The 19,085-nt window shown below is 68.1% G+C and carries 20 protein-coding genes; 8 read left to right on the top strand and 12 right to left on the bottom strand.

What is annotated here, in order from left to right:
- Window positions 1–86: 86 nt before the first annotated feature.
- From AB0L64_RS11790 to AB0L64_RS11780, 3 genes are all read left to right on the top strand, one after another.
- Window positions 87–530, top strand: a complete 444-nt coding sequence (locus tag AB0L64_RS11790; protein WP_363710125.1) for an Hsp20/alpha crystallin family protein — start codon at window positions 87–89, stop codon at window positions 528–530.
- Between the two features lie 595 nt (window positions 531–1,125).
- Window positions 1,126–1,638, top strand: a complete 513-nt coding sequence (locus AB0L64_RS11785) for an Hsp20/alpha crystallin family protein (protein ID WP_363710124.1) — start codon at window positions 1,126–1,128, stop codon at window positions 1,636–1,638.
- Window positions 1,635–2,003 carry a J domain-containing protein gene (locus tag AB0L64_RS11780; protein ID WP_363710123.1) on the top strand — a complete coding sequence of 123 codons (369 nt, stop codon included), beginning with the start codon at window positions 1,635–1,637 and terminating at the stop codon, window positions 2,001–2,003. The genes AB0L64_RS11785 and AB0L64_RS11780 overlap by 4 nt, the downstream gene beginning before the upstream one ends.
- 26 nt (window positions 2,004–2,029) lie before the next feature.
- On the opposite strand, the gene AB0L64_RS11775 is transcribed toward AB0L64_RS11780, so the two are convergent.
- Window positions 2,030–2,551 (bottom strand): hypothetical protein, encoded by a 522-nt coding sequence (locus tag AB0L64_RS11775; protein WP_363710122.1) that lies wholly within the window; start codon window positions 2,549–2,551, stop codon window positions 2,030–2,032.
- Window positions 2,552–2,686: 135 nt separating this feature from the next.
- Window positions 2,687–2,818 carry a hypothetical protein gene (locus AB0L64_RS11770; protein ID WP_363710121.1) on the bottom strand — a complete coding sequence of 44 codons (132 nt, stop codon included), beginning with the start codon at window positions 2,816–2,818 and terminating at the stop codon, window positions 2,687–2,689.
- A 203-nt stretch (window positions 2,819–3,021) separates the two neighbouring features.
- Here AB0L64_RS11770 and AB0L64_RS11765 point away from each other — a divergent pair, with 203 nt between their 5' ends.
- The 4 genes from AB0L64_RS11765 to AB0L64_RS11750 are packed head-to-tail and all read left to right on the top strand — an operon-like array spanning window position 3,022 to window position 6,800.
- On the top strand, window positions 3,022–3,303 hold the full coding sequence (locus tag AB0L64_RS11765; protein WP_355696401.1) for a metal-sensitive transcriptional regulator: 282 nt from the start codon (window positions 3,022–3,024) through the stop codon (window positions 3,301–3,303).
- 41 nt (window positions 3,304–3,344) lie between these two features.
- Window positions 3,345–3,566, top strand: a complete 222-nt coding sequence (locus AB0L64_RS11760) for a heavy-metal-associated domain-containing protein (RefSeq protein WP_167203226.1) — start codon at window positions 3,345–3,347, stop codon at window positions 3,564–3,566.
- Window positions 3,563–4,555, top strand: coding sequence for a hypothetical protein (locus AB0L64_RS11755; protein WP_363710120.1), 993 nt, complete (start codon window positions 3,563–3,565; stop codon window positions 4,553–4,555). Before AB0L64_RS11760 ends, AB0L64_RS11755 begins: the two co-directional genes overlap by 4 nt.
- Window positions 4,556–4,571: 16 nt before the next feature.
- Window positions 4,572–6,800 carry a heavy metal translocating P-type ATPase gene (locus tag AB0L64_RS11750; RefSeq protein WP_363710119.1) on the top strand — a complete coding sequence of 743 codons (2,229 nt, stop codon included), beginning with the start codon at window positions 4,572–4,574 and terminating at the stop codon, window positions 6,798–6,800.
- 55 nt (window positions 6,801–6,855) lie between these two features.
- Here the strand turns inward: AB0L64_RS11750 and AB0L64_RS11745 are convergent, their stop codons facing one another.
- The 5 genes from AB0L64_RS11745 to AB0L64_RS11725 form a co-directional block, all read right to left on the bottom strand.
- A complete protein-coding gene (locus AB0L64_RS11745; RefSeq protein WP_363710118.1) occupies window positions 6,856–8,397 on the bottom strand; it encodes a glycoside hydrolase family 13 protein in 1,542 nt (513 codons plus the stop codon).
- A gap of 83 nt (window positions 8,398–8,480) precedes the next feature.
- On the bottom strand, window positions 8,481–9,350 hold the full coding sequence (locus AB0L64_RS11740; protein WP_363710117.1) for a carbohydrate ABC transporter permease: 870 nt from the start codon (window positions 9,348–9,350) through the stop codon (window positions 8,481–8,483).
- A complete protein-coding gene (locus AB0L64_RS11735; protein WP_363710116.1) occupies window positions 9,347–10,300 on the bottom strand; it encodes a sugar ABC transporter permease in 954 nt (317 codons plus the stop codon). The genes AB0L64_RS11740 and AB0L64_RS11735 overlap by 4 nt, the downstream gene beginning before the upstream one ends.
- Window positions 10,300–11,658 (bottom strand): extracellular solute-binding protein, encoded by a 1,359-nt coding sequence (locus AB0L64_RS11730; RefSeq protein ID WP_363710115.1) that lies wholly within the window; start codon window positions 11,656–11,658, stop codon window positions 10,300–10,302. The genes AB0L64_RS11735 and AB0L64_RS11730 overlap by 1 nt, the downstream gene beginning before the upstream one ends.
- A 172-nt stretch (window positions 11,659–11,830) precedes the next feature.
- Window positions 11,831–12,823, bottom strand: coding sequence for a LacI family DNA-binding transcriptional regulator (locus AB0L64_RS11725; protein ID WP_363710114.1), 993 nt, complete (start codon window positions 12,821–12,823; stop codon window positions 11,831–11,833).
- A 100-nt stretch (window positions 12,824–12,923) separates the two neighbouring features.
- Here AB0L64_RS11725 and AB0L64_RS11720 point away from each other — a divergent pair, with 100 nt between their 5' ends.
- On the top strand, window positions 12,924–14,150 hold the full coding sequence (locus AB0L64_RS11720) for a DUF4032 domain-containing protein (protein WP_363710113.1): 1,227 nt from the start codon (window positions 12,924–12,926) through the stop codon (window positions 14,148–14,150).
- On the opposite strand, the gene AB0L64_RS11715 is transcribed toward AB0L64_RS11720, so the two are convergent.
- From AB0L64_RS11715 to AB0L64_RS11695, 5 genes are read right to left on the bottom strand one after another with little or no spacing between them, the layout of a single operon-like run.
- Window positions 14,151–14,996 (bottom strand): glycoside hydrolase family 16 protein, encoded by an 846-nt coding sequence (locus AB0L64_RS11715; protein WP_363710112.1) that lies wholly within the window; start codon window positions 14,994–14,996, stop codon window positions 14,151–14,153.
- Between the two features lie 12 nt (window positions 14,997–15,008).
- Window positions 15,009–15,830, bottom strand: coding sequence for a carbohydrate ABC transporter permease (locus AB0L64_RS11710; RefSeq protein WP_363710111.1), 822 nt, complete (start codon window positions 15,828–15,830; stop codon window positions 15,009–15,011).
- Window positions 15,827–16,807: a sugar ABC transporter permease gene (locus tag AB0L64_RS11705; protein ID WP_363710110.1), complete on the bottom strand. Its 981-nt coding sequence runs from the start codon at window positions 16,805–16,807 to the stop codon at window positions 15,827–15,829. Before AB0L64_RS11705 ends, AB0L64_RS11710 begins: the two co-directional genes overlap by 4 nt.
- On the bottom strand, window positions 16,804–18,177 hold the full coding sequence (locus tag AB0L64_RS11700) for an extracellular solute-binding protein (protein WP_363710109.1): 1,374 nt from the start codon (window positions 18,175–18,177) through the stop codon (window positions 16,804–16,806). The genes AB0L64_RS11705 and AB0L64_RS11700 overlap by 4 nt, the downstream gene beginning before the upstream one ends.
- Window positions 18,178–18,187: 10 nt before the next feature.
- The gene (locus AB0L64_RS11695) at window positions 18,188–18,967 is read right to left on the bottom strand and encodes an NAD(P)-dependent oxidoreductase (protein WP_363710108.1); all 780 of its coding nucleotides are present in this window, start codon (window positions 18,965–18,967) and stop codon (window positions 18,188–18,190) included.
- Window positions 18,968–19,085: the final 118 nt, after the last annotated feature.

Genomic DNA, 19,085 nt, shown 5'->3' with positions numbered 1-19,085 from the left:
CTTCTTGTCATCCTTCCGTTGACATGCTAAAAGAGAAGTGCGTGTTGACACCACCGTTGAATCGACGTTTCAGGAGGTGCAGGACGATGTTGATGCGCACAGACCCCTTCCGGGAGCTGGACCGGTTCGCCCAGCAGTTCTTCGGCAGTCAGACGCCGGGCACGTGGTCGCGCCCGACACCGATGCCCATGGACGCCTACCGCCAAGGCGACCAGTACGTGGTGTCCTTCGATCTGCCGGGAATCACCCCGGACGCGATCGATCTGGACGTGGAGCGCAACGTGCTGACGGTGAAGGCCGAGCGTCGCCCGCTCGAACTCGGTGAGGGCGTGGAGATGCAGGTTTCCGAGCGGCCGCTCGGGGTGTTCTCCCGGCAGCTGTTCCTCGGCGACACCTTGGACGCCGACCGCATCGAGGCGAGCTACGAGGCGGGCGTACTGACGCTGAGGATTCCGGTCGCCGAGCAGGCCAAGCCGCGCAAGATCGCGATCGCGAACACCGACAGCGGCCAGAAGCAGATCGACGCCTGACCACCGACCTGGCAGGCACTTCGCAGCCGCGTGACGGCGATCCGACGCCGCCGTCACCGGCGGGCATTCGTCGATGAGGTGAGATCGATGAGGGCGACCGGCACACAGCCGACAGTCGACGAGGCCGAGGTCTTCGTGGACCTCGTGCTCAGCGACGACGAGCTGGTGCGTGCGGAGTTCGACGCTCTGGTCGCCGCCTGCTGGGAAGCGCCGTGCGAACCACCCACCCGGCGGCCCTGTCCATCCGTCGGAGCGTGGGCCGAGCGGCCATCACGCCGATGGTCGCGCCGGGTGGGCCTGCCACACGGCCACGTCCCCCGGCGGCGGCCACACGGCCGCCAGCGCGGCCCTCCGCCGCACCGAAGCACCTGCCTGAATCCCCGCATGCACAGAGGAGGTGAGCAGACCGAAAGTCGACAGCGCCATTGAAGCCCGGTGATGCGGCCGCCCGACCAGTCACATCTCGACCCAAGCGGCGGTGACCGACGATCCGCCATCTGTCCTTCCAAGGACGTAATCTCCGGCGGGCCGCCGCATCACCTCGGCCCGATCCGACCCGGTACTCGAGGTTCACCACAAGCAGGGGGTGAGCGTGATGATCGACCGCGTGGCCCGTCGGCAAGATGCGGTGCGGTGGCTGCCGACGGAGCCGTTCGCGCACCTCGACGACATCCACCGCCGGATGAACCAGGTCATGCACAGACTCTCCATGTCGTCCTCACCGGGGACCGGGTGGACACCCGCGGTCGACATCGAGGAAACCGACGACGAATGCGTGATCGACATCGACCTGCCCGGCGCGACCGCCGGCGACGTGGTCCTGGAGTGGGCAAACGACCGCTCCCTTACCGTCCGCGGCCGGATCCCTGATCGTGAACATCACGGCGTGCTGCACCGGCGCACCCGGCCCACCGGGTCGGTGCATCACGTCATCGACCTTCCCTGCCCCGTACTCGGCGATCGGACCACGGCGACCCTGACCCACGGCGTTCTGACCGTCCACGCCACCAAGGCGCACCCCGGTCCCGCCCATCGCATCCACATCGTCGACCTCGACGACCCGGTCGATCCCGGCGAGCCGGGGCGCGCTGGCGGAGTGCAGCCATGACGACGGCACCGATTCCCGACCTGTACGCCGTCCTCGGCGTGCGCCCCGACGCCACCGGCGACGACCTCGACCACGCTTTCCGCAGCCTCGTCCGCCAACTCCATCCCGACACCCGGACGCCGTCCGATCCGGACAACGCGGCCGACGAGCGCCTGCAGGACATCCTCGCCGCCTATGCCGGCCTGCGCGACCCTGTCAGCCGCGCCGCCTACGACCGCACCCGATCGGCAATGGCAAGCAACCCTCCCAGGCCTCAGCCACATGTCCGGGGCGAGCCTGCGACATCCGCGCGGATACGGGTCACACCCGACATCCGGGTCGGGCCGGTGCACTGGCAACCGCCGCCCGGAGGAGGCGCCCATTGACGACCGCGCAACCTGGCGCGAAGCGGTCAACTCGCGAGCAGGTCGAGGAGTGATCCGGCGATGAACAAGTACGCGGCGGCCCAGCGCAGCGGATGTGCAGGCTCCGCTCGATCCATGAGGTGGGTGATGAACCGCGCCGGGAGGACCGGGAGATGCTGGATGAGGGCCCACAGCCACATCAGCGCGACCACGGCGGAGCGTCGTTGACCGGGCTCGGAGGTCAGCAGCGCGAAGACCGAACCTGACCAGAAGAGCAGAAGCGCCGGCACCACTGCGAGCGGAAACGGCATGACCGGCATCAGAAACTTGAGGATGAGCATGGCTCCGCCGACTCCGACGAGCAGACCGAGGCAGGAACCTCCGAACGCCCACCGCTGCACTCCGCCTCCGCCGGAATAGCGCCAGGCCACCTTCTCCTTCCTGGTCAGGTCGTCGACTACGGCTGCTTCGACGTACGCACTGAGGATCGTCCGCCCGTGCCGGCAATCCCACTTGAGTGGACGCTCACCAGGAAGCGGGACGATCTGCACCCAACCCGTTTTGGTCACGACTCACGTGGTTCTCGAGCCACTGGATCTTGTCGACCACCCGTGCCGCGTCGCGTGTGTAGGTGATGCGCCGGCGCGCCGTCTCCAGCCGCCGACGACCACGCCTGCCGTAAGCCCGTAGCGCGTCGGGACCGATCAGATCGAGCCGTACCACCAACTCGTCCACAGCTGTCCCCACCGGTCGCGGAACAACACCGCGAACCAGATCAGCGCCACACCGATCAGTAGACGCCACGCGCGCCTGCGCCTCCCCGATCGTCCGCCCATGCGGCCAACCTCTATCAGATCTGGGTGGCACCCTCGCCAGATTCCTCGCTCTGGACCCGCATCCGAAACATACCCCCAACCGGTATTGCCGAAAGGCTTGCATTCGATACCCGGAGGGGGTAACTTTCTGGCTGTGGAGATACCCCGGAGGGGTAGCTGAGGGCCAGGAAGAGGGTTGCGAGATGAGCACCGAGCAGACGCATGTGCACGGATACACCGCCGAGAAGAGCAGTCATCTGAAGCGGCTGCGGCGGATCGAGGGGCAGGTTCGTGGTCTGCAGCGGATGGTCGAGGAGGACAAGTACTGCATCGACATCCTGACCCAGGTGTCGGCGGCCACGAAGGCGTTGCAGTCCTTCTCGCTGGAGTTGCTCGACGAGCACCTGTCGCACTGCGTGGTCGAGGCCGCGCAGCGGGGCGGCCCGGAGGCCGACGAGAAGGTCCGGGAAGCCTCCGACGCGATCGCCCGCCTGGTCCGCAGCTGACGATCTCCCACCACACCCCGTTTCGAGCAAGGAGCATCGATATGAGCACCACGACGACCTACTCCGTCACCGGCATGACCTGCGGCCACTGCACTTCGGCCGTCACCGAGGAGATCAGCAAGCTCGTCGGTGTCCAGGACGTGAAGATCGACCTCGTCGCGGGCGGCACCTCCGCGGTGCACGTGACGAGTGAGTCCGCTCTCGACGAGGCCGCCGTGCGCGACGCCGTCGACGAGGCGGGCTACGAACTGGCGGCGTCGTGAGCCGGGCCGCCGCGCTCCGGCTCGGCGCGTTCGCCGGTGCGGTGGCGCTCGCCTTCGGGGCGGCGTTCGGCATCGGTTCCGCGATCGACCCGATCGCGGCGGCCGACGACAACTCCGCGGCACCGGCCCACGGAGAGGAGATGGGTGGTATGGAGCAGACCTCGGGACACGGTGGACACGACGGCGGCGGGCAGTTGCCCGGGCTGGCGGTGTCCGACGCCGGCTACACGTTCGCGCCGGCGAAGACGTCCTTCACGTCCGGCGAGAAGACCGAGTTGCGCTTCACGATCCAAGGACCGGACGGCAAACCGGTCACGCAGTACACCAAGACGCATGAGAAGGACCTGCACCTGATCGTGGTGCGGCGGGACCTGTCCGGGTTCCACCACGTGCACCCGACGATGGCGGCGGACGGGACGTGGAGCATCCCGTTCACGTTCACCGCCGGCGGCACCTGGCGGCTGTACGCCGACTTCCAGCCGGCCGGCCACGACAGCACGATCACCCTCGGCACGGACGTGAACGTCGTCGGCATGTATGTCCCGGTCCCGGTCGCCGAACCGGCGAGCAGCTACAGCTTCGACGGGTACGACGTGACGCTGCAGGGCACCCCGGTCGCCGGCAAGGAGTCGGAGCTGACGTTCACGGTGAGCCGTGGCGGAAAGCCCGTCACCGACCTGCAGCCGTACCTGGGTGCCTTCGGGCACCTGGTCTCGCTGCGCGGCGGCGACCTGGCCTACCTGCACAACCACCCGGCGGAGCACGCCGAGCCGGGTATGAAGGGCGGACCGTCGATCACCTTCGGTACGACGTTCCCGACCGCGGCGACGTACAGCCTGTTCCTGGACTTCCAGCACGGGGGCAAGGTGCACACCGCGGAGTTCACGGTGAAGGTGGGCGCCACCGGTACGACGATCGTCCCGCCGAAGGCAGTACCCAGCGCAGCATCCAAGACCCCGGCGCACGCCGAGACGCCGCACGGCCACTGAGAGGAGGCACTTCATCATGACCAGCACCGAGCCCGGTCAGTCCGTCGAACTCATCATCGGTGGCATGACGTGCGCCTCGTGCGCCGCCCGGGTGGAGAAGAAACTGAACCGGTTGGAGGGCGTCACCGCGACCGTCAACTACGCCACCGAGAAGGCGAAGGTGACGTACGCGGACGGCATCTCGACCGACGACCTGGTCGCCACCGTCGAGAAGACCGGCTACACCGCGAGCCTCCCGACACCGGCGGCCGAGCCGACGGACGACGAGCCGGACGAGCTGAAGCCCCTGCGGGAGCGGCTGATCGCGAGCATCGTGCTCGCCGTCCCGGTGATCGCGTTCGGGATGATCCCGGCGCTGCAGTTCGACTCGTGGCAGTGGGCGTCGCTGACGCTGGCGTTCCCGGTGGTGACGTGGGCGGCCTGGCCGTTCCACAAGGCCGCCTGGACCAACCTGCGGCACGGCGCCGCCACGATGGACACGCTGATCTCGCTGGGCGTGGTGAGCGCGTTCCTCTGGTCGCTGTACGCGTTGTTCTTCGGCTCCGCCGGCGAGCCCGGTATGAAGATGCCGTTCACGCTGATCCCCTCGCGGGGCGGCGGCGCCGAAGAGATCTACCTCGAGGTCGCGGCCGGGGTGACCACCTTCATCCTGGCCGGCCGGTACTTCGAGGCGCGGGCCAAGCGCCGCTCGGGCGCCGCGCTGCGGGCTCTGCTCGAGCTCGGCGCGAAGGACGTCGCCGTCCTGCGGAACGGGACCGAGACCCGGATCCCGGCCGACCAGCTCGTCGTGGGTGACGAGTTCGTCGTCCGGCCGGGCGAGAAGATCGCGACCGACGGTGTGGTCGTGACCGGCAGCAGCGCGGTCGACGCGTCGATGCTGACCGGTGAGTCCGTACCGGTCGAGGTCGGCGAAGGCGACGCGGTCGTCGGCGCGACCGTGAACGCCGGCGGCCGGCTGGTGGTGCGGGCGACCCGGGTCGGCGCGGACACGCAACTGGCGCAGATAGCCCGGCTGGTCGAGGACGCGCAGAACGGGAAGGCCGCGGTGCAGCGGCTGGCCGACAAGGTGTCCGGGATCTTCGTCCCGATCGTGATCGGGCTGGCGCTCGCGACGCTCGGCTTCTGGCTCGGCAACGGTTCGCCGCTGGAGGTCGCGTTCACCGCCGCGGTCGCCGTACTGATCATCGCCTGCCCGTGTGCGCTGGGCCTGGCCACACCGACCGCGTTGATGGTCGGGACCGGCCGGGGTGCGCAGCTGGGCATCCTGATCAAGGGGCCGGAGGTCCTGGAGTCCACGCGGCGGGTCGACACCGTCGTACTGGACAAGACGGGCACCGTCACCACGGGCCGCATGGAGCTGGTCGACGTACTGCTGGCTCCTGGTCAGGACCGCGCCGAGGTACTGCGGTTGGCGGGGGCGCTCGAGCACTCGAGTGAGCACCCGATCGCGCAGGCCGTCGCCCGGGCCGCGGCCGCCGAGGGCAAGCTCCCGGACGTCGAGGACTTCGGCAACGTCGAGGGCCTCGGTGTGCAGGGCATCGTCGACGGGCACGCCGTACTCGTCGGGCGGACGCGACTGTTGGAAGAGTGGAGCCAGTACCTGCCGGAGGAGCTCGCGCACGCGAAGGAGCACGCCGAGGCCGAAGGCAGTACGGCGGTGGCGGTCGGCTGGGACGGGCAGGCACGAGCTGTGCTGGTCGTCGCGGACACCGTGAAGCCCACGTCCGTCCAGGCGATCCGGGACCTGAAGGCGCTCGGGCTGCGTCCGGTGTTGCTGACCGGTGACAACGAAGCGGTGGCGACGAAGGTGGCGGGCGAGGTCGGCATCGACGAGGTGATCGCCGAAGTGCTGCCGGCCGGCAAGGTCGACGCAGTGAAGAACCTGCAGGACGAGGGTCGTGTGGTCGCGATGGTCGGCGACGGCGTCAACGACGCGGCCGCCCTCGCCCAGGCCGACCTCGGCCTGAGCATGGGGACCGGTACGGACGTGGCGATCGAGGCGAGCGACCTGACGCTGGTGCGGGGCGACCTGCGCGCGGCAGCTGACGCCATCCGGCTGTCCCGCAGCACACTGCGCACGATCAAGGGCAACCTGTTCTGGGCCTTCGCCTACAACGTAGCCGCCCTCCCCCTGGCCGCGGCCGGCCTCCTCAACCCGATGCTGGCCGGCGCCGCGATGGCCTTCAGCTCGGTCTTCGTGGTCTCGAACAGCCTGCGGCTTCGGCGGTTCCGTCCGCTGGCCTGAACAAGCGCCGGGTCAGTGGACAAGCAATACCTTGTTCCCTGACCCCGGCAGGTGTTCAGCGAACCCAGGCGGTGGCGTCGGACGGGAGGCGGCCGGCGTCCAGCGGGACACTGGAGATCAGCAACTCGTCGTACGGCGGCAGGTCGATCGAGTCGGCGCTCAGGTTGACGATGCAGGTCAGGTTCTCCCGGCGGAACGTGAGTACGTCGGCGGGCGAGTCCAACCACGTCAGCGCCCCGTCGCCGAGCAGTGCGCGGCGGAGCTTCAAACCGCTGCGGTACAGAGAAAGCATCGAGTTCTGGTCGTGGAGCTGGGATTCGACCGTCAGGTTCTTCCAGTCCGCCGGCTGCGGCAACCACGGCGTACCGCTGCCGAAGCCGAACGGCGGCTCCTTGCCCGACCACGGCAGGGGCACCCGGCAACCGTCACGGCCGCGGTCCGTACCCCCCGACCGCGCGAAGATCGGGTCCTGCAGTACGTCGTCGGGCAGGTCCTCGACCTCCGGCAACCCCAGCTCCTCGCCTTGGTAGACGTACAGTCCACCCGGCAGCGCCATCGCGAGCAGGGCGGCCGCGCGGGCGCGACGTTCGCCCAGGACCAGGTCGGTGCGCATCCCGTGCTTGCGGTCCTGATGCGAGAACGACGTGTCGGGACGGCCGTACTTCGTCACCGGGCGGGTCACGTCGTGGTTCGACAGCACCCAGGTGGGCGGCGCGCCGATCGGCACGTGCGTCGACAGCGTCAGGTCGATCGACGCGCGGAGCTCGCCGGCCTCCCACGGGCGGGACAGGAAGTCGAAGTTGAACGCGGTCTGCATCTCGTCCGGCCGCAGGTACAGCGCGAACCGCTCCTGGTCGGGCATCCACATCTCGCCGACGAAGAACCGGTCGGCGTAGGCGTCGGAGATCCGCCGCCAGCCGCGGTACACCTCGTGCACCTCGTCGTGGTCGGTGTACGACTCCTCGACGTTGTCCAGGTCCTTGAACAGGACGGCGGCGCTGTCGATCCGGATGCCGTCGACGCCGCGGTCCAGCCAGAACCGGAGGATGTCGTGGAACTCCTCGACGACCTCGGGATTGCGCCAGTTGAAGTCGGGCTGCTCGGGCGCGAACAGGTGCAGGTACCACTCGCCGTCCTCGACCTGGGTCCAGGCGGGCCCGTTGAAGATCGACTGCCAGTCGTTGGGCGGTCCGTCGCCGCGGCCCGGGCGGAACAGGAAGCGTTCGCGTTCGGGTGAGCCCGGGCCGGCCCGGAGCGCCTGGACGAACCAGTCCTGCTGGTCCGAGCCGTGGTTCGGGACGATGTCGATGATCGTGCGGATGTTCAGCGCGTGCGCCTCGGCGATGTACGCCTCCGCCTCCGCGAGGGTGCCGAACGCCGGGTCGATCGCGCGGTAGTCGGCGACGTCGTACCCGCCGTCGGCCATCGGCGACGGGTACCACGGGTTCAGCCAGATCGCGTCGATCCCGAGCTCGGCCAGGTACGGCAGCTTCTGCCGCAGCCCGGCGAGATCGCCGATCCCGTCGTCGTTGCCGTCCGCGAAACTCCGCAGGTAGACCTGGTAGATCGCAGCGCCGCGCCACCATTCGTCGGCCATCGAATCTCCTAACCTTTCAGGCTTCCGGCCGTCAGACCGGCCGCTCTCCATCCCCGTCCGAGCGCAGCGAGGGCGGGTGCATTTCATCCCTTGAGACTTCCAGCCGTCAGGCCGGCCATGATGCTTCTTTGGAAAATGAAGAACACGAGGATGGTCGGCAGGCTGGCGATGACCAGGGAGGCGATCAGGACGTTTTGCGGCAGCTGCGCCGACAACGACGCGATGCCGACGCTGACCGACATCTTGTCCGTCTCCGGCAGCACCAGCAGCGGCCAGACGAAGTCCTTCCACACCGTCACCACGGACAGGATCGACACCACGCCGATGATCGGCCGCGACACCGGCAGCACGATCGACCAGAGGATCCTGCCGGGCGACGCCCCGTCGATTTCCGCGGCCTCCAGGAGCTCGCGAGGGATCGAGTCGAAGAACCGCTTGAGCAGGAACACGAAGAACCCGTTCGCCGCCGCCGGCAGCCAGATCGCCCACGGTGTGTTCAGCAGGTCCAGGTGCAGGACCGGCAGATCCTTCGCCACCAGGTACGTCGGCAGCAGCAGGACCATCGGCGGGATCATCAACGTCGCCAGCATCGCGCCGAGCACGAGCTTCCCGAGCACCGGCCGCAGCTTCGACAACGCGTACGCCGCGGTGACGTCGACCGCCAGCGTGAACAGCCAGGCGCCACCGGCGTACAGCGCGGTGTTCTTGAGGAAGACGCCCAGCTGAAGCTGGTCCCAGGCCTCTTTGTAGACGCTGAAATCGGCCGACGTCGGGAAGAAGCTGGGTGGGATCTGCGCCAGCTCGTCGGGCGACTTAAGAGCGCCGCTGACCATCCAGTAGAACGGGAACACGAACGCCCCGGTGAAGCCGAGGACCGTGACGGTGAGGACCGTCCAGTAGATGATCCGGCCGTGCGGCGTCCGCAGCGCCAAAGGTGACACGAGAGTTCTCATCGCTCCGCCTCCTCACGCGACACCCGCAGATAGATCGTGGAGAACACCAGCAGGACGACCATCAACATCAGGCCGAGCGCGGAGCCGCCGCCGAAGTCGCCGAAGTTGAAGGCGTACTGGTACATCAGGTACGCGACGGTGACAGTCGCGTTCTCCGGGCCGCCGCCGGTGAGCAGGTACGGCTCGATGAAGACCTGCATGGTCGCGACGATCTGCAGCAGCAGCATCACCAGCAGGATCAGCTTGGTCTGCGGGATCGTCACGTGCCACACCCGCTTCAGGAGGCCCGCACCGTCCAGCTCCGCCGATTCGTACAGGTCACCCGGGATGCTCTGCAGCGCGGCAAGGTAGATCAGCGTGCCGGTGCCGAGATTCATCCAGGTCGACACGATCACCAGGCTGATGAGCGCCGTACTCGTGGAGTCCAGCCAGCCGAGCGGCGGGAGGTGCACCGCGTCGAGCGCCTGGTTGAAGAGACCGGATCCGGGGTCGTAGAACCACTTGAACAGCAGGACCGCGACGGCCGGCGGGAGCATCACCGGCAGGTAGACCACGAAACGCAGGTACGCCTTCGCGTGCTTCAGCTCGTTCAGCACGACGGCCAGCACGAACGGTACGGCGTACCCGATCACCAGGGCGAGACCGCTGAACGCCGCGGTGTTCAGCCACGCGGACCGGAACGCCGGGTCCGCCACCACGGTCCGGAAGTTGTCGAACCCGACCCACTCCCCCGGATCGACGAAGTTGTTCTGCTGGAAGCTCAGCACGATCTCCCGGATCATCGGATACCAGGAGAACAACGCGAAACAGATCAGGGCGGCGCACAAGAACCCGTACGCCGTGAGGTTCCGCCCCACCGCCCGCCGCAGGGCGCCGTGGTCGTCGGGTGATCGCGGGTCCGCCGCCCCCAGCGCCTGGGGACGACGGACACGCTCTTGTGTCACGGTCATTACGTGTTCTTCGCGAGGATCTTGTTGGCCTTGCCCTCGGCGTCACTCAGCAGCTTGTCGATGTCGGCGTCCTTGCGGGTCAGGACGGCGGACATCGCGACGTCGAGCACGGCGTACAGCTCCTGCGCCTTCGGCGGCTCGAGCTTGTTGGTGATGTTGCCCTGGGCATTGACGTACGGCGTGAAGTTGTCGACCGGGACGGTCGCGTACTGCTTCCGCAGCGTGTTGATCTCGTTGCCCGGGGCACTGTTCCCGTACAGGTCGGGGATCGGCAGCCCGACCGGACGGCCCTGCTCCTTCGACCGCGCGTAGTTGAACTGGCCCTGGCCCGGCGTCAGCTCGTGGAACTCCAGCCACAGCAGGCCGGCCTTGATCTTCTCCGGCGACGCCTTCGGGTTGAACATGTACCCGTCGCCGCCGCTGAGCGAGAACTTCCCGTCGGACTCCGGCACGGCCGTGACGCCGTAGTCCTCGAACTTGCCCTTGAAGTCGTTGTTCACCGACTGCACGACGTCCGGCGCGCCGATCATCATGCCGAGCTTGCCGCCGCCCATCATGCGCATCAGGTCCTCCCACTGCAGCAGCTGCTTGCTGCCCATGGAGCTGTCGTCCCAGCGCATCCTCTTCAGGTTCTCCAGGACCGCCTTGCCCTCGGCGCTGTTGAACGCCGCGGTCTTGCCGTCGTCGCTGACCATCGACCCGCCGCGGGCATACAGCGACGCGGCGAAGTGCCAGCCGCCGGTGTTGCCGGCCGAGTACTCACCGAACCCGACGTACCCCGGACCGAGTGCGGCGATCTTCTTCGCGGCCTCCCGGACCTCGTCCCACGTCTTCGGCGGGTTGGCCGGGTCGAGACCGGCCTGGGTGAAGAGCTTGCGGTTGTAGACCAGGCCCATGTTGTAATTGTTGCGGGGCAGGCCGTACGTCTTGTCGCCATCCTTGAAGACGCTCATCACGTCCTGGCGCAGGTCCTTGAGCTTGCCGACACTGCCGACGTACTGGCTGATGTCGGCGGCCTGCTTCTTGTCGATGATCTTCCGGACGTCGGTGTAGTAGACGTAGAAGAGGTCCTCCTGGGTCCCGCCGGCCAGCTTCGCCTGGAACGTGTCGGGGTTGATGCAGGGGAACGCGTCCTTGCCCTCGACCGTGATGTTCGGGTGCGCCTTCTGGAACGCGGCGACGTCCTCCTCCCAGGCCGCACGCTCCTTCGGGTTGCTCTTCGGCGGCTCACAGCCGACCGTGATCGTGACCGGGCCGTCGGCGGCCGGCGTCTTGTCTTCCCCCGAGCCGCAGGACGCGGCCACCAGCCCGAGTCCCGCAACCAGCAGCAGGCTGAGCCCGCGGCGCGTTGTCGTCATGTCCACCCTCTCCCTCGGATCGTGGGGCAACCGTAGGGAACTGGACGCATGAGCGCAATACTTCGATTTGAGATTGCAAAAAAATGACTGCTTGTGGGAGATTGCCTGGCGCAGGGCAAACGACAGCAGCCGCCGACCCGATGAGTCAGCGGCTGCCTGGTGGTGTGCGGGGCTAGATCCGAGCCCGGGCGGTGGAGGCGCGGACGACGAGCTCGGGTTCGAACAGGAGCTCGTCGGCAGGTACGGTGGCGCGCTCGATCAGCGCGACCAGCATGTCCACGGCGGCGCGGCCCATCGCGTCGATCGGCTGCCGGACGGTGGTCAGCGGCGGGTCGGTGCAGTTCATCATCGCGGAGTCGTCGTACCCGATCACCGAGACCTCGTCGGGGACACTCAGGCCGGCCCGGCGGACGGCGCGGATGGCTCCGAGCGCGAGGATGTCGCTGGCGCAGACGATGCCGGTGACGCCGTTGGTGACCAGTTTGGTCGCTGCCGCGTGACCGCCCTCGAGCGAGAACATGGTGTGCTCGACCAGGTCCGGATCCGTCTCCTCCGCAGCCAGGAACGCCTCCAGCTTGCGCCGCGACGGGATGTGGTCACGCGGGCCGAGGACCATCCCGATCCGGCGGTGCCCGAGCGCGCGCAGGTGCCCGATCGCCATCTCGGCGGCGACGTAGTCGTCCGACGAGACCTGCGGGAACCCGAGGTGGTCGACGGCCGCGTTGACCAGCACGGTCGGCAGCTTGCGCTCCTGGATCAGCTCGTAGTGCTGGTGCGGCGCGTCGGCCTGCGCGTAGAACCCGCCGGCGAAGACGACCCCGGACACCTGCTGCTGAAGGAGAAGGTCCACGTAGTCGGCCTCGGACACGCCGCCGACCGTCCGGGTGCAGAGCAGGGACGTGAAGCCCTGCTGCGCCAGCGCCCCGCCGACGACCTCGGCGAACGCGGGAAAGATCGGGTTCTGCAGCTCCGGCAGCACGAGACCGACCAGCCGGGCCCGATCGCCTCTGAGCTGCGTCGGCCGCTCGTACCCGAGCACGTCCAGTGCGGTGAGCACGGCTTCGCGGGTCGCCTCGGACACGCCGGGCTTCCCGTTCAGCACGCGGCTGACGGTGGCTTCACTGACGCCGACCTTCTTGGCCACCTCTGCAAGTCGTCGTGTCATGACGCAAACTCTACGCCTCATCACGCAAGAATTTGCAACCACTTGCGTACGTCGCTGAACACTCAGACACTCTCCCGGGATTCCTGACACACTGGTGGCCGTGCCTCGATTCGTCGCCACCCGTCCGGACACCGGTCTGCTGTCGCTCCCGTGGGACGTCCCGCTGGAGGACTGGCCCGAGGACCAACTGGTCGCGCTGCCGCGCGGTATCTCGCGGCACGTGGTCCGCTTCGTCCGGGTCAACGGCAGCGTGTACGCGATCAAGGAGGTTCTCGAGCACCTGGCGATGCACGAGTACCGCCTGCTCCGCGACCTCGAGCGCCTGGAGGCGCCGTCGGTCGAGCCGGTCGGCGTCATCACCGACCGCGTGGACCGCAACGGCGAGCCGATCGACTCGATCCTGATCACCCGCCACCTGCAGTTCTCCCTGCCGTACCGGGCCCTGTTCTCCAGCACGCTGCGCCCCGACACGGTCAACCGCCTGATCGACGCCTTGGTGGCGTTGATCGTCCGGCTGCACCTGCTCGGCTTCTTCTGGGGCGACTGCTCGCTGTCCAACACCCTGTTCCGCCGGGACGCCGGAGCGTTCGCGGCGTACCTGGTGGATGCCGAGACCGGTGAGCTGCACCAGGACATCTCCGACGGGCAGCGCGCGCACGACCTCTACACCGCGGAGATCAACCTGTTCGGCGAGTTCCTCGACCTGCAGGAGGGCGGTCTGCTCGACGAGTCGATCGACCCGCAGGAGACCGTCGAGTCGATCCAGAAGCGGTACGAGGCGCTCTGGGCCGAGCTGACCGCGCCGGAGGAGTTCGCCACCGACGAGATGCACCGGCTCGACTCGCGGATCCGGCGGCTGAACGAACTCGGCTTCGACGTCGCCGAGATCGACATCATCACCGACTGGGACGGCAGCCAGGTCCGGATCCAGCCGAAGGTCGTGGACGCCGGCCACCACTCCCGGCGACTGCTCCGGCTCACCGGTCTGGACGTCGAGGAGAACCAGGCCCGGCGGCTGCTCAACGACCTCGACTCGTTCGCGGCCGCCACCGACCAGCAGAACGAGGACGAGGAGATCGTCGCCCATCAGTGGCTGACCGACGTGTTCGAGCCGGTCGTGCAGTCGGTCCCTCGCAATTTGCGCCGCAAGCTCGAGCCGGCCGAGGTCTTCCACGAGGTGCTCGAGCACCGCTGGTTCCTGTCCGAGCAGGCCGGCCACGAGGTCGACACGATGGAAGCGGCCCGCTCGTACGTGAACGACGTACTGGCCGCCAAGCCGGACGAGAAACTGTCGCTCCCGACACCGGCGCTGCCCGAATCCGACTGATCACCGCGACGAATACACCCGGACGTAGTCGACGTCGAACGAGTTGGGGAACGGCGTTGTCGCGTCCGGCGGGCCGCCGCGGTCGGCGTTGGCCCAGGTGCCGCTGTTCAGGACGACGTACATCGGTTTGTCGGGCACCTGGTCGCCGGTGATTGTTGAAGTGGGTACGCCGTCGACCGTGAACGTGATGCGGTCGGCGGTCCACACGACGCCGTACCGGTGCCAGCCTGTGGTCGGTGCGAGGCCGGTCGCCCAGTGGCTGTCCCAGCGGACGTCCGGCCAGGTGCCCGACGCCAGTCCGCTGTGCATGCTCTCGATGCTGCCGAACCACTCGGCGACGTCGATCTCCGGCGGCCAGCTGCGATCCTGCGGGATCAGCCAGAACGCCGGCCACAGGCCTTTGCCGGCCGGGAACTTCGCGCAGATCTCCCAGTAACCGTAGGTCTGGGAGAACTTGTCGTGCGAGGAGATGAAGCCTTCGGTGTACTGGTACGTCCCGGCTGGGTCCGTGCCGACCACGGGTTTGTTGTCGGTCACCAGCCGCAACGTTCCGCCGGCCAGCACGACGTTCTCGTCGACGGCATAGCTGCCGTACGACGTGTTGTGGTAGTGCCCGCCCGCGCGGCCGGGGAAGTCCATCACCGTGTTCCACCGGCTGCGGTCGAGGGCGCGCCCGGCGAACTCGTCGGACCAGCTGAGCCGCATCCCCGACGGCGGCGCACCGCCGGTGCAGGTCCGCTCAGTTGCCTGAGGCAAGTTTGCCGCCTGGGCGGTGCTGGTGAGGGATGCGGCGAGCAGGGCCAGCCCGGCCGCACCCAGCGCCAGTGCGCGGCGTCGTACAGTCATCCGAGACCTCCTTCACTTGATTCCTGAGGTGGAGAAGCCGCTGACGAAGCGGCGTTGCATGAACAGGAAGAGGACCAGGACGGGCAACACGTACATGACGGCGCCCGCGGCGACCAGGTTGTTCATCGGCAAGCCCTTGTCGTTCACGTAGCCGGTGGCCATCGCGACGGCGAGTGTCGTGCTGTCCTGGCTGAGGAACATCGCGGGCCCGACGAAGTCGCCCCAAGCGTGCGTGAACGACAGGATCACGCTGGCCGCGATCACCGGCCAGGACTGCGGCAGGAAGATCCGCCAGAAGATCCCGACGTACCCGCAGCCGTCGATGATCGCGGCCTCCTCCATCTCCCGCGGGATCCCGGCGAAGAACTGCCGGAACAGGAAGATCAGGAACGCGCTGCCGCCGAGCCCCCACGCCACCCACGGCCAGTACGTGTTGACCATGTGCACCTTCGCGAAGATCAGGTACGTCGGAACCAGCGTCACGATCCCGGGCAGCATCATCGTCGCGAGCAGCACGACGAACAGCTGTTTCTTGCCCGGCGCCGTCAACCGGGCGAACCCGAAGCCGACCCAGGCCGAGCTCAGCGTCGTCAGCGTGGTGCTGATGAACGCGATGGTCAGCGAGTTCTGCGTCGCGCCGACGAAGTTCACCTGGCGGATCGCATCGGTGTAGTTCGCGAACCGCGGCGCCGACGGCCACCAGCTCGGCGGGAACGACGCCATCTCGGCCGGCGACTTCAGCGACGTCGACACCAGCCAGAGGATCGGACTCAGCATCACCAGGACGACGGCCAGCAGCACGATGGACAGCGCCCACTTGGAGGTCCGGGTCATTTCTGGCCTCCCGGCTCGACGGTGTAGAACACGGTCCGGGCGCTGACCTTGATGATCACCAGCGTCACCAGGAGGATCACCGCGAACAGCATCCACAACATCGCCGACGCATACCCGAAGCGCGAGGCGCTGAAGTACTGCGCGAACACGTGGATCATGTAGAGGTAGTTGCCCTGCGGCACTGTGCCTGCTCCGCTCAGCGAGCCCGACGAGAGCAGCAGCGGCGCGAACGACTGCAGCGACCCGATCACCCCAGTGATGACCTGGAACAGGATCACCGGCGACAACAGCGGCACGGTGATCCGCGTGAACGACTGCCAGTACGACGCGCCGTCGACCTGCGCCGCCTCGAGCAGCTCACGAGGAATGTCCTGCAACCCGGCCAGCGAGATGATCATCGACCCGCCACAGCCCCACAGCACCAACGCATACAGCACGTAGCGCACGTTCGGATCGACCAGCCAGGTGATCGGATTCGCCCCGAGACCACTCAGGACGCCGTTCGCGGCGCCGGCGTCGCGGTCGAAGATCAGCCGGAACGTGAGCGCGGCCCCCACCGGCGGGACGACCGCCGGCAGATAGATCAGGCCGCGGAGCAGACCACGTCCCTTGATCGGCTGATTGAGCATCACCGCCAGCAGGAGGCCGGCGAGGATCGACAGCGGGACGGTGACGAGGGCGAACAGCCCGGTCTTGCCGAGTGAGCTCAGCGTCAGCGGGTCCTTGAAGATCTCCACGTAGTTGTCGAAGCCGACGAAGTGTGTCCGCGGCGACAGCCCGTCGGAGTCGGTCAGGCTCAGCCAGAACGCGTACCCCAGGGGGAACACGGTCAGCGCGACGAAGCCGATGATCCACGGCGCCACGAACAGGTAGAACGTGCGCGCCTTGCGCAGGCTCGGCGGCTTCTTCCTCCGGTCCGCGGCCGGCGCCTCGGCGGGCGCCGCGCGACGGCGTACCTCGGTCAGCGCCGATGTCACCGCAACCGCTTCTTTCCGTCGGCGAGTTGCGCGTTGATCTGGGTGTTCAGCGTGTCGGCGAACTGGCCGACCGAGGTGCTGCCCTTGATCGCCTTCGGCAGCTCACGGGTGATCACCGCGTTGATCGCGTCCTGCCGCACGTACGGGGTGTAGGAGGTGACCGAGAAGTGCTCCTTCTCCGCCATCTGCACGTCGTAGGCCTGCTTCTGGTACGGCAGCTTTTGCGGCATCAGCTTCTGCAGCGACTTCAGCGGCGGGATACCCCAGCCGCCGCTCGCCCGTGCCTTGGCAGGATCGCCGGCCAGATACCACTCCATCACCGCCCAGGCCGCGTCCTTGTTCTTCCCGGCCTTGGGCATCCACAAGCCGGTGGCGCCGAAGCACGGGCTGACCCGGCGGCCGGTGTCGAACTGGGGTGCGGGCGCGAAGCCGGCGACCTTCGCCGACTTGGGATCACCGGCGAACAACCCGCCCAGCCAGTAGCCGCTCAGCGTGGTCGCCATCCGGCCGGCCTGGAACGTCGGACCGTCCCAGCCGTTCGGATCCGGATTCAGGACCGTCGGGCCGATGCCGGCCTTCGCATACTCCAGGTACCAGGTGAGCGCCCGCTGCGCCTCCGGGGTGCTGAAGTCGACCGAGGCGAGATCGTCGGCGGTCAGCTTCCCGCCCGCCAGGTCGGTCATCCAGGTCAGCTGCCCGAACAGGCCGAGCCCGTTCGGGTTGAGGCCGTAGACGCTGACCTTCGCGCCCTGCCGCTTCACCAGGCGCCTGCCCTCGTCGAGCAGCTCGTCCAGCAGCAGGGGCGTCGTCGCGCTCGGCCTGGTCACCTTCGCCGCATCGAAGAGCGCACCGTTGTACCAGATGGTGCAGTCCTGCGAGTAGTCCTTCGCGAACCCGTAGCGCGGCCCGCTGCCCTGCTTCTCACCGTCGTACCGCCAGACGTCGTTGACCGGGTCGATGTCGTCGGCCTTGATCAGCGTGCTCTTCGCGAAGTACGGATCGAGGTTCTCCGCGACCTGCCGGGCGACCAGGTACGGCGTCTCGGTCGCGCCCATGCCGCGGACCACGTCCGGCGGGTTGCCGCTGGCAAGCATCGCGGTCAGCTTGGTGAGGTCGTACTCGACCGTCTTCACGGTCAGGCCGAGGGCCTGTGACGCGGCCTTGGCCTCCTTCGGACCGGACTCGCCGGACTGCGACATCACCGTCACCACGCCCTTGGCGGACGATCCGGTGCCGGCGGCGGCCGGAGTGTTCGTGGACGAGGCGGGCGAGCAGCCCACCGCGAGCGCTCCGCTCGCCGCACTGCCGGCGACGGCACCGCCGAGCGCGAGGAACCTGCGGCGGGAGAACCCCGGGTTCGTTGTGGTCATGGCCAACCTCTCATTCGGATGTCTCTGGGTCGAAGAGCCGGCAGACCGGGCCGGAGGAGGGCCCGGCCCGGTCCGCGAGGGCTTCGCTGTCGTCTTCGGGGCGGTAGCCCAGCTCGTGCCGGGCGGAGGTGATGTCCCAGTGGTTGCGGGTGTTCGCGGAGACGCCGAAGTGCACGCCGAACCGCTCTCGCGCTCCCAGGGCGGCGAGCGTCAGCCGCCCCGCGTCGTCGTCGGACAGCCACTGCCCGAGGTAGCGGCGCTCTGCGGGTGGCCAACCGGTGAGGCCGAGGCGCAGACAGGTGACCGACGCGCCGGTGCGCTCGGCGTGCATCCGGCCGAGCGCCTCCAGCACGACCTTGCCCAACCCGTACGGACAGCAGGGGCGCGGGTCGAGCCGTGGATCGACAGGCCGGTACTGCGGGCGGTTGTACTCCCCGGCGGCGTGGAGGGAACTGGCCAGCACCACCTTCGGCACGCCGTTGGCCGCGGCGGCCTCGAGGGTGACCTGGGTGGTCCACACGTTGGCGGCATACACGTTGTCCCAGGTCTGCCATGGGCTGCTGTTGCCGGCGAGGTGGAGCACAGCGTCCGCGCCGGCCAGGACCTGGCGGGCCTCGTCGGGATCACCGATGTCGGCCTGCACCAGCCCTTCGACCCGGCGCGCCGCCGCGGCGCTGTCGACCAGCCGGACCCGGAAGTGCTTGCGCAGCCACGGCAGAACCACCGTGGCGACACGCCCCAGTCCGCCGGTCACGACCACCAGCGGTGCCTTGCTCAGCTCAGCGTCCATGTCGGTCATCCGGTCGCCGGGCCCGGGGCGATCCCCGCGACTGTGGCCGAAATTGTTCGAGCACTTCGGCGTTTGTGTCAAGTCTTCGTACACAGATTGTCAGGGAAATTGACTCCGC

Origin of the sequence: Kribbella sp. NPDC051936 (assembly GCF_040680955.1) — a bacterium.
In the GTDB taxonomy this organism is placed as follows: domain Bacteria; phylum Actinomycetota; class Actinomycetes; order Propionibacteriales; family Kribbellaceae; genus Kribbella.
The sequence above is the reverse complement of the archived record's forward strand: the minus strand, read 5'-3'. Positions and strand labels throughout refer to the sequence as shown.

What these genes read in the sequence shown, in the direction of transcription:
- AB0L64_RS11745 (WP_363710118.1), bottom strand. Translation starts at nt 8,397, where the DNA reads ATGGCCGACGAATGGTGGCGCGGCGCTGCGATCTACCAGGTCTACCTG.
- AB0L64_RS11715 (WP_363710112.1), bottom strand. Translation starts at nt 14,996, where the DNA reads ATGACTGTACGACGCCGCGCACTGGCGCTGGGTGCGGCCGGGCTGGCC.
- AB0L64_RS11790 (WP_363710125.1), top strand. Translation starts at nt 87, where the DNA reads ATGTTGATGCGCACAGACCCCTTCCGGGAGCTGGACCGGTTCGCCCAG.
- AB0L64_RS11770 (WP_363710121.1), bottom strand. Translation starts at nt 2,818, where the DNA reads ATGGGCGGACGATCGGGGAGGCGCAGGCGCGCGTGGCGTCTACTGATC.
- AB0L64_RS11780 (WP_363710123.1), top strand. Translation starts at nt 1,635, where the DNA reads ATGACGACGGCACCGATTCCCGACCTGTACGCCGTCCTCGGCGTGCGC.
- AB0L64_RS11700 (WP_363710109.1), bottom strand. Translation starts at nt 18,177, where the DNA reads ATGACCACAACGAACCCGGGGTTCTCCCGCCGCAGGTTCCTCGCGCTC.
- AB0L64_RS11740 (WP_363710117.1), bottom strand. Translation starts at nt 9,350, where the DNA reads ATGAGAACTCTCGTGTCACCTTTGGCGCTGCGGACGCCGCACGGCCGG.
- AB0L64_RS11750 (WP_363710119.1), top strand. Translation starts at nt 4,572, where the DNA reads ATGACCAGCACCGAGCCCGGTCAGTCCGTCGAACTCATCATCGGTGGC.
- AB0L64_RS11760 (WP_167203226.1), top strand. Translation starts at nt 3,345, where the DNA reads ATGAGCACCACGACGACCTACTCCGTCACCGGCATGACCTGCGGCCAC.
- AB0L64_RS11785 (WP_363710124.1), top strand. Translation starts at nt 1,126, where the DNA reads ATGATCGACCGCGTGGCCCGTCGGCAAGATGCGGTGCGGTGGCTGCCG.
- AB0L64_RS11735 (WP_363710116.1), bottom strand. Translation starts at nt 10,300, where the DNA reads ATGACCGTGACACAAGAGCGTGTCCGTCGTCCCCAGGCGCTGGGGGCG.
- AB0L64_RS11725 (WP_363710114.1), bottom strand. Translation starts at nt 12,823, where the DNA reads ATGACACGACGACTTGCAGAGGTGGCCAAGAAGGTCGGCGTCAGTGAA.
- AB0L64_RS11710 (WP_363710111.1), bottom strand. Translation starts at nt 15,830, where the DNA reads ATGACCCGGACCTCCAAGTGGGCGCTGTCCATCGTGCTGCTGGCCGTC.
- AB0L64_RS11695 (WP_363710108.1), bottom strand. Translation starts at nt 18,967, where the DNA reads ATGGACGCTGAGCTGAGCAAGGCACCGCTGGTGGTCGTGACCGGCGGA.
- AB0L64_RS11730 (WP_363710115.1), bottom strand. Translation starts at nt 11,658, where the DNA reads ATGACGACAACGCGCCGCGGGCTCAGCCTGCTGCTGGTTGCGGGACTC.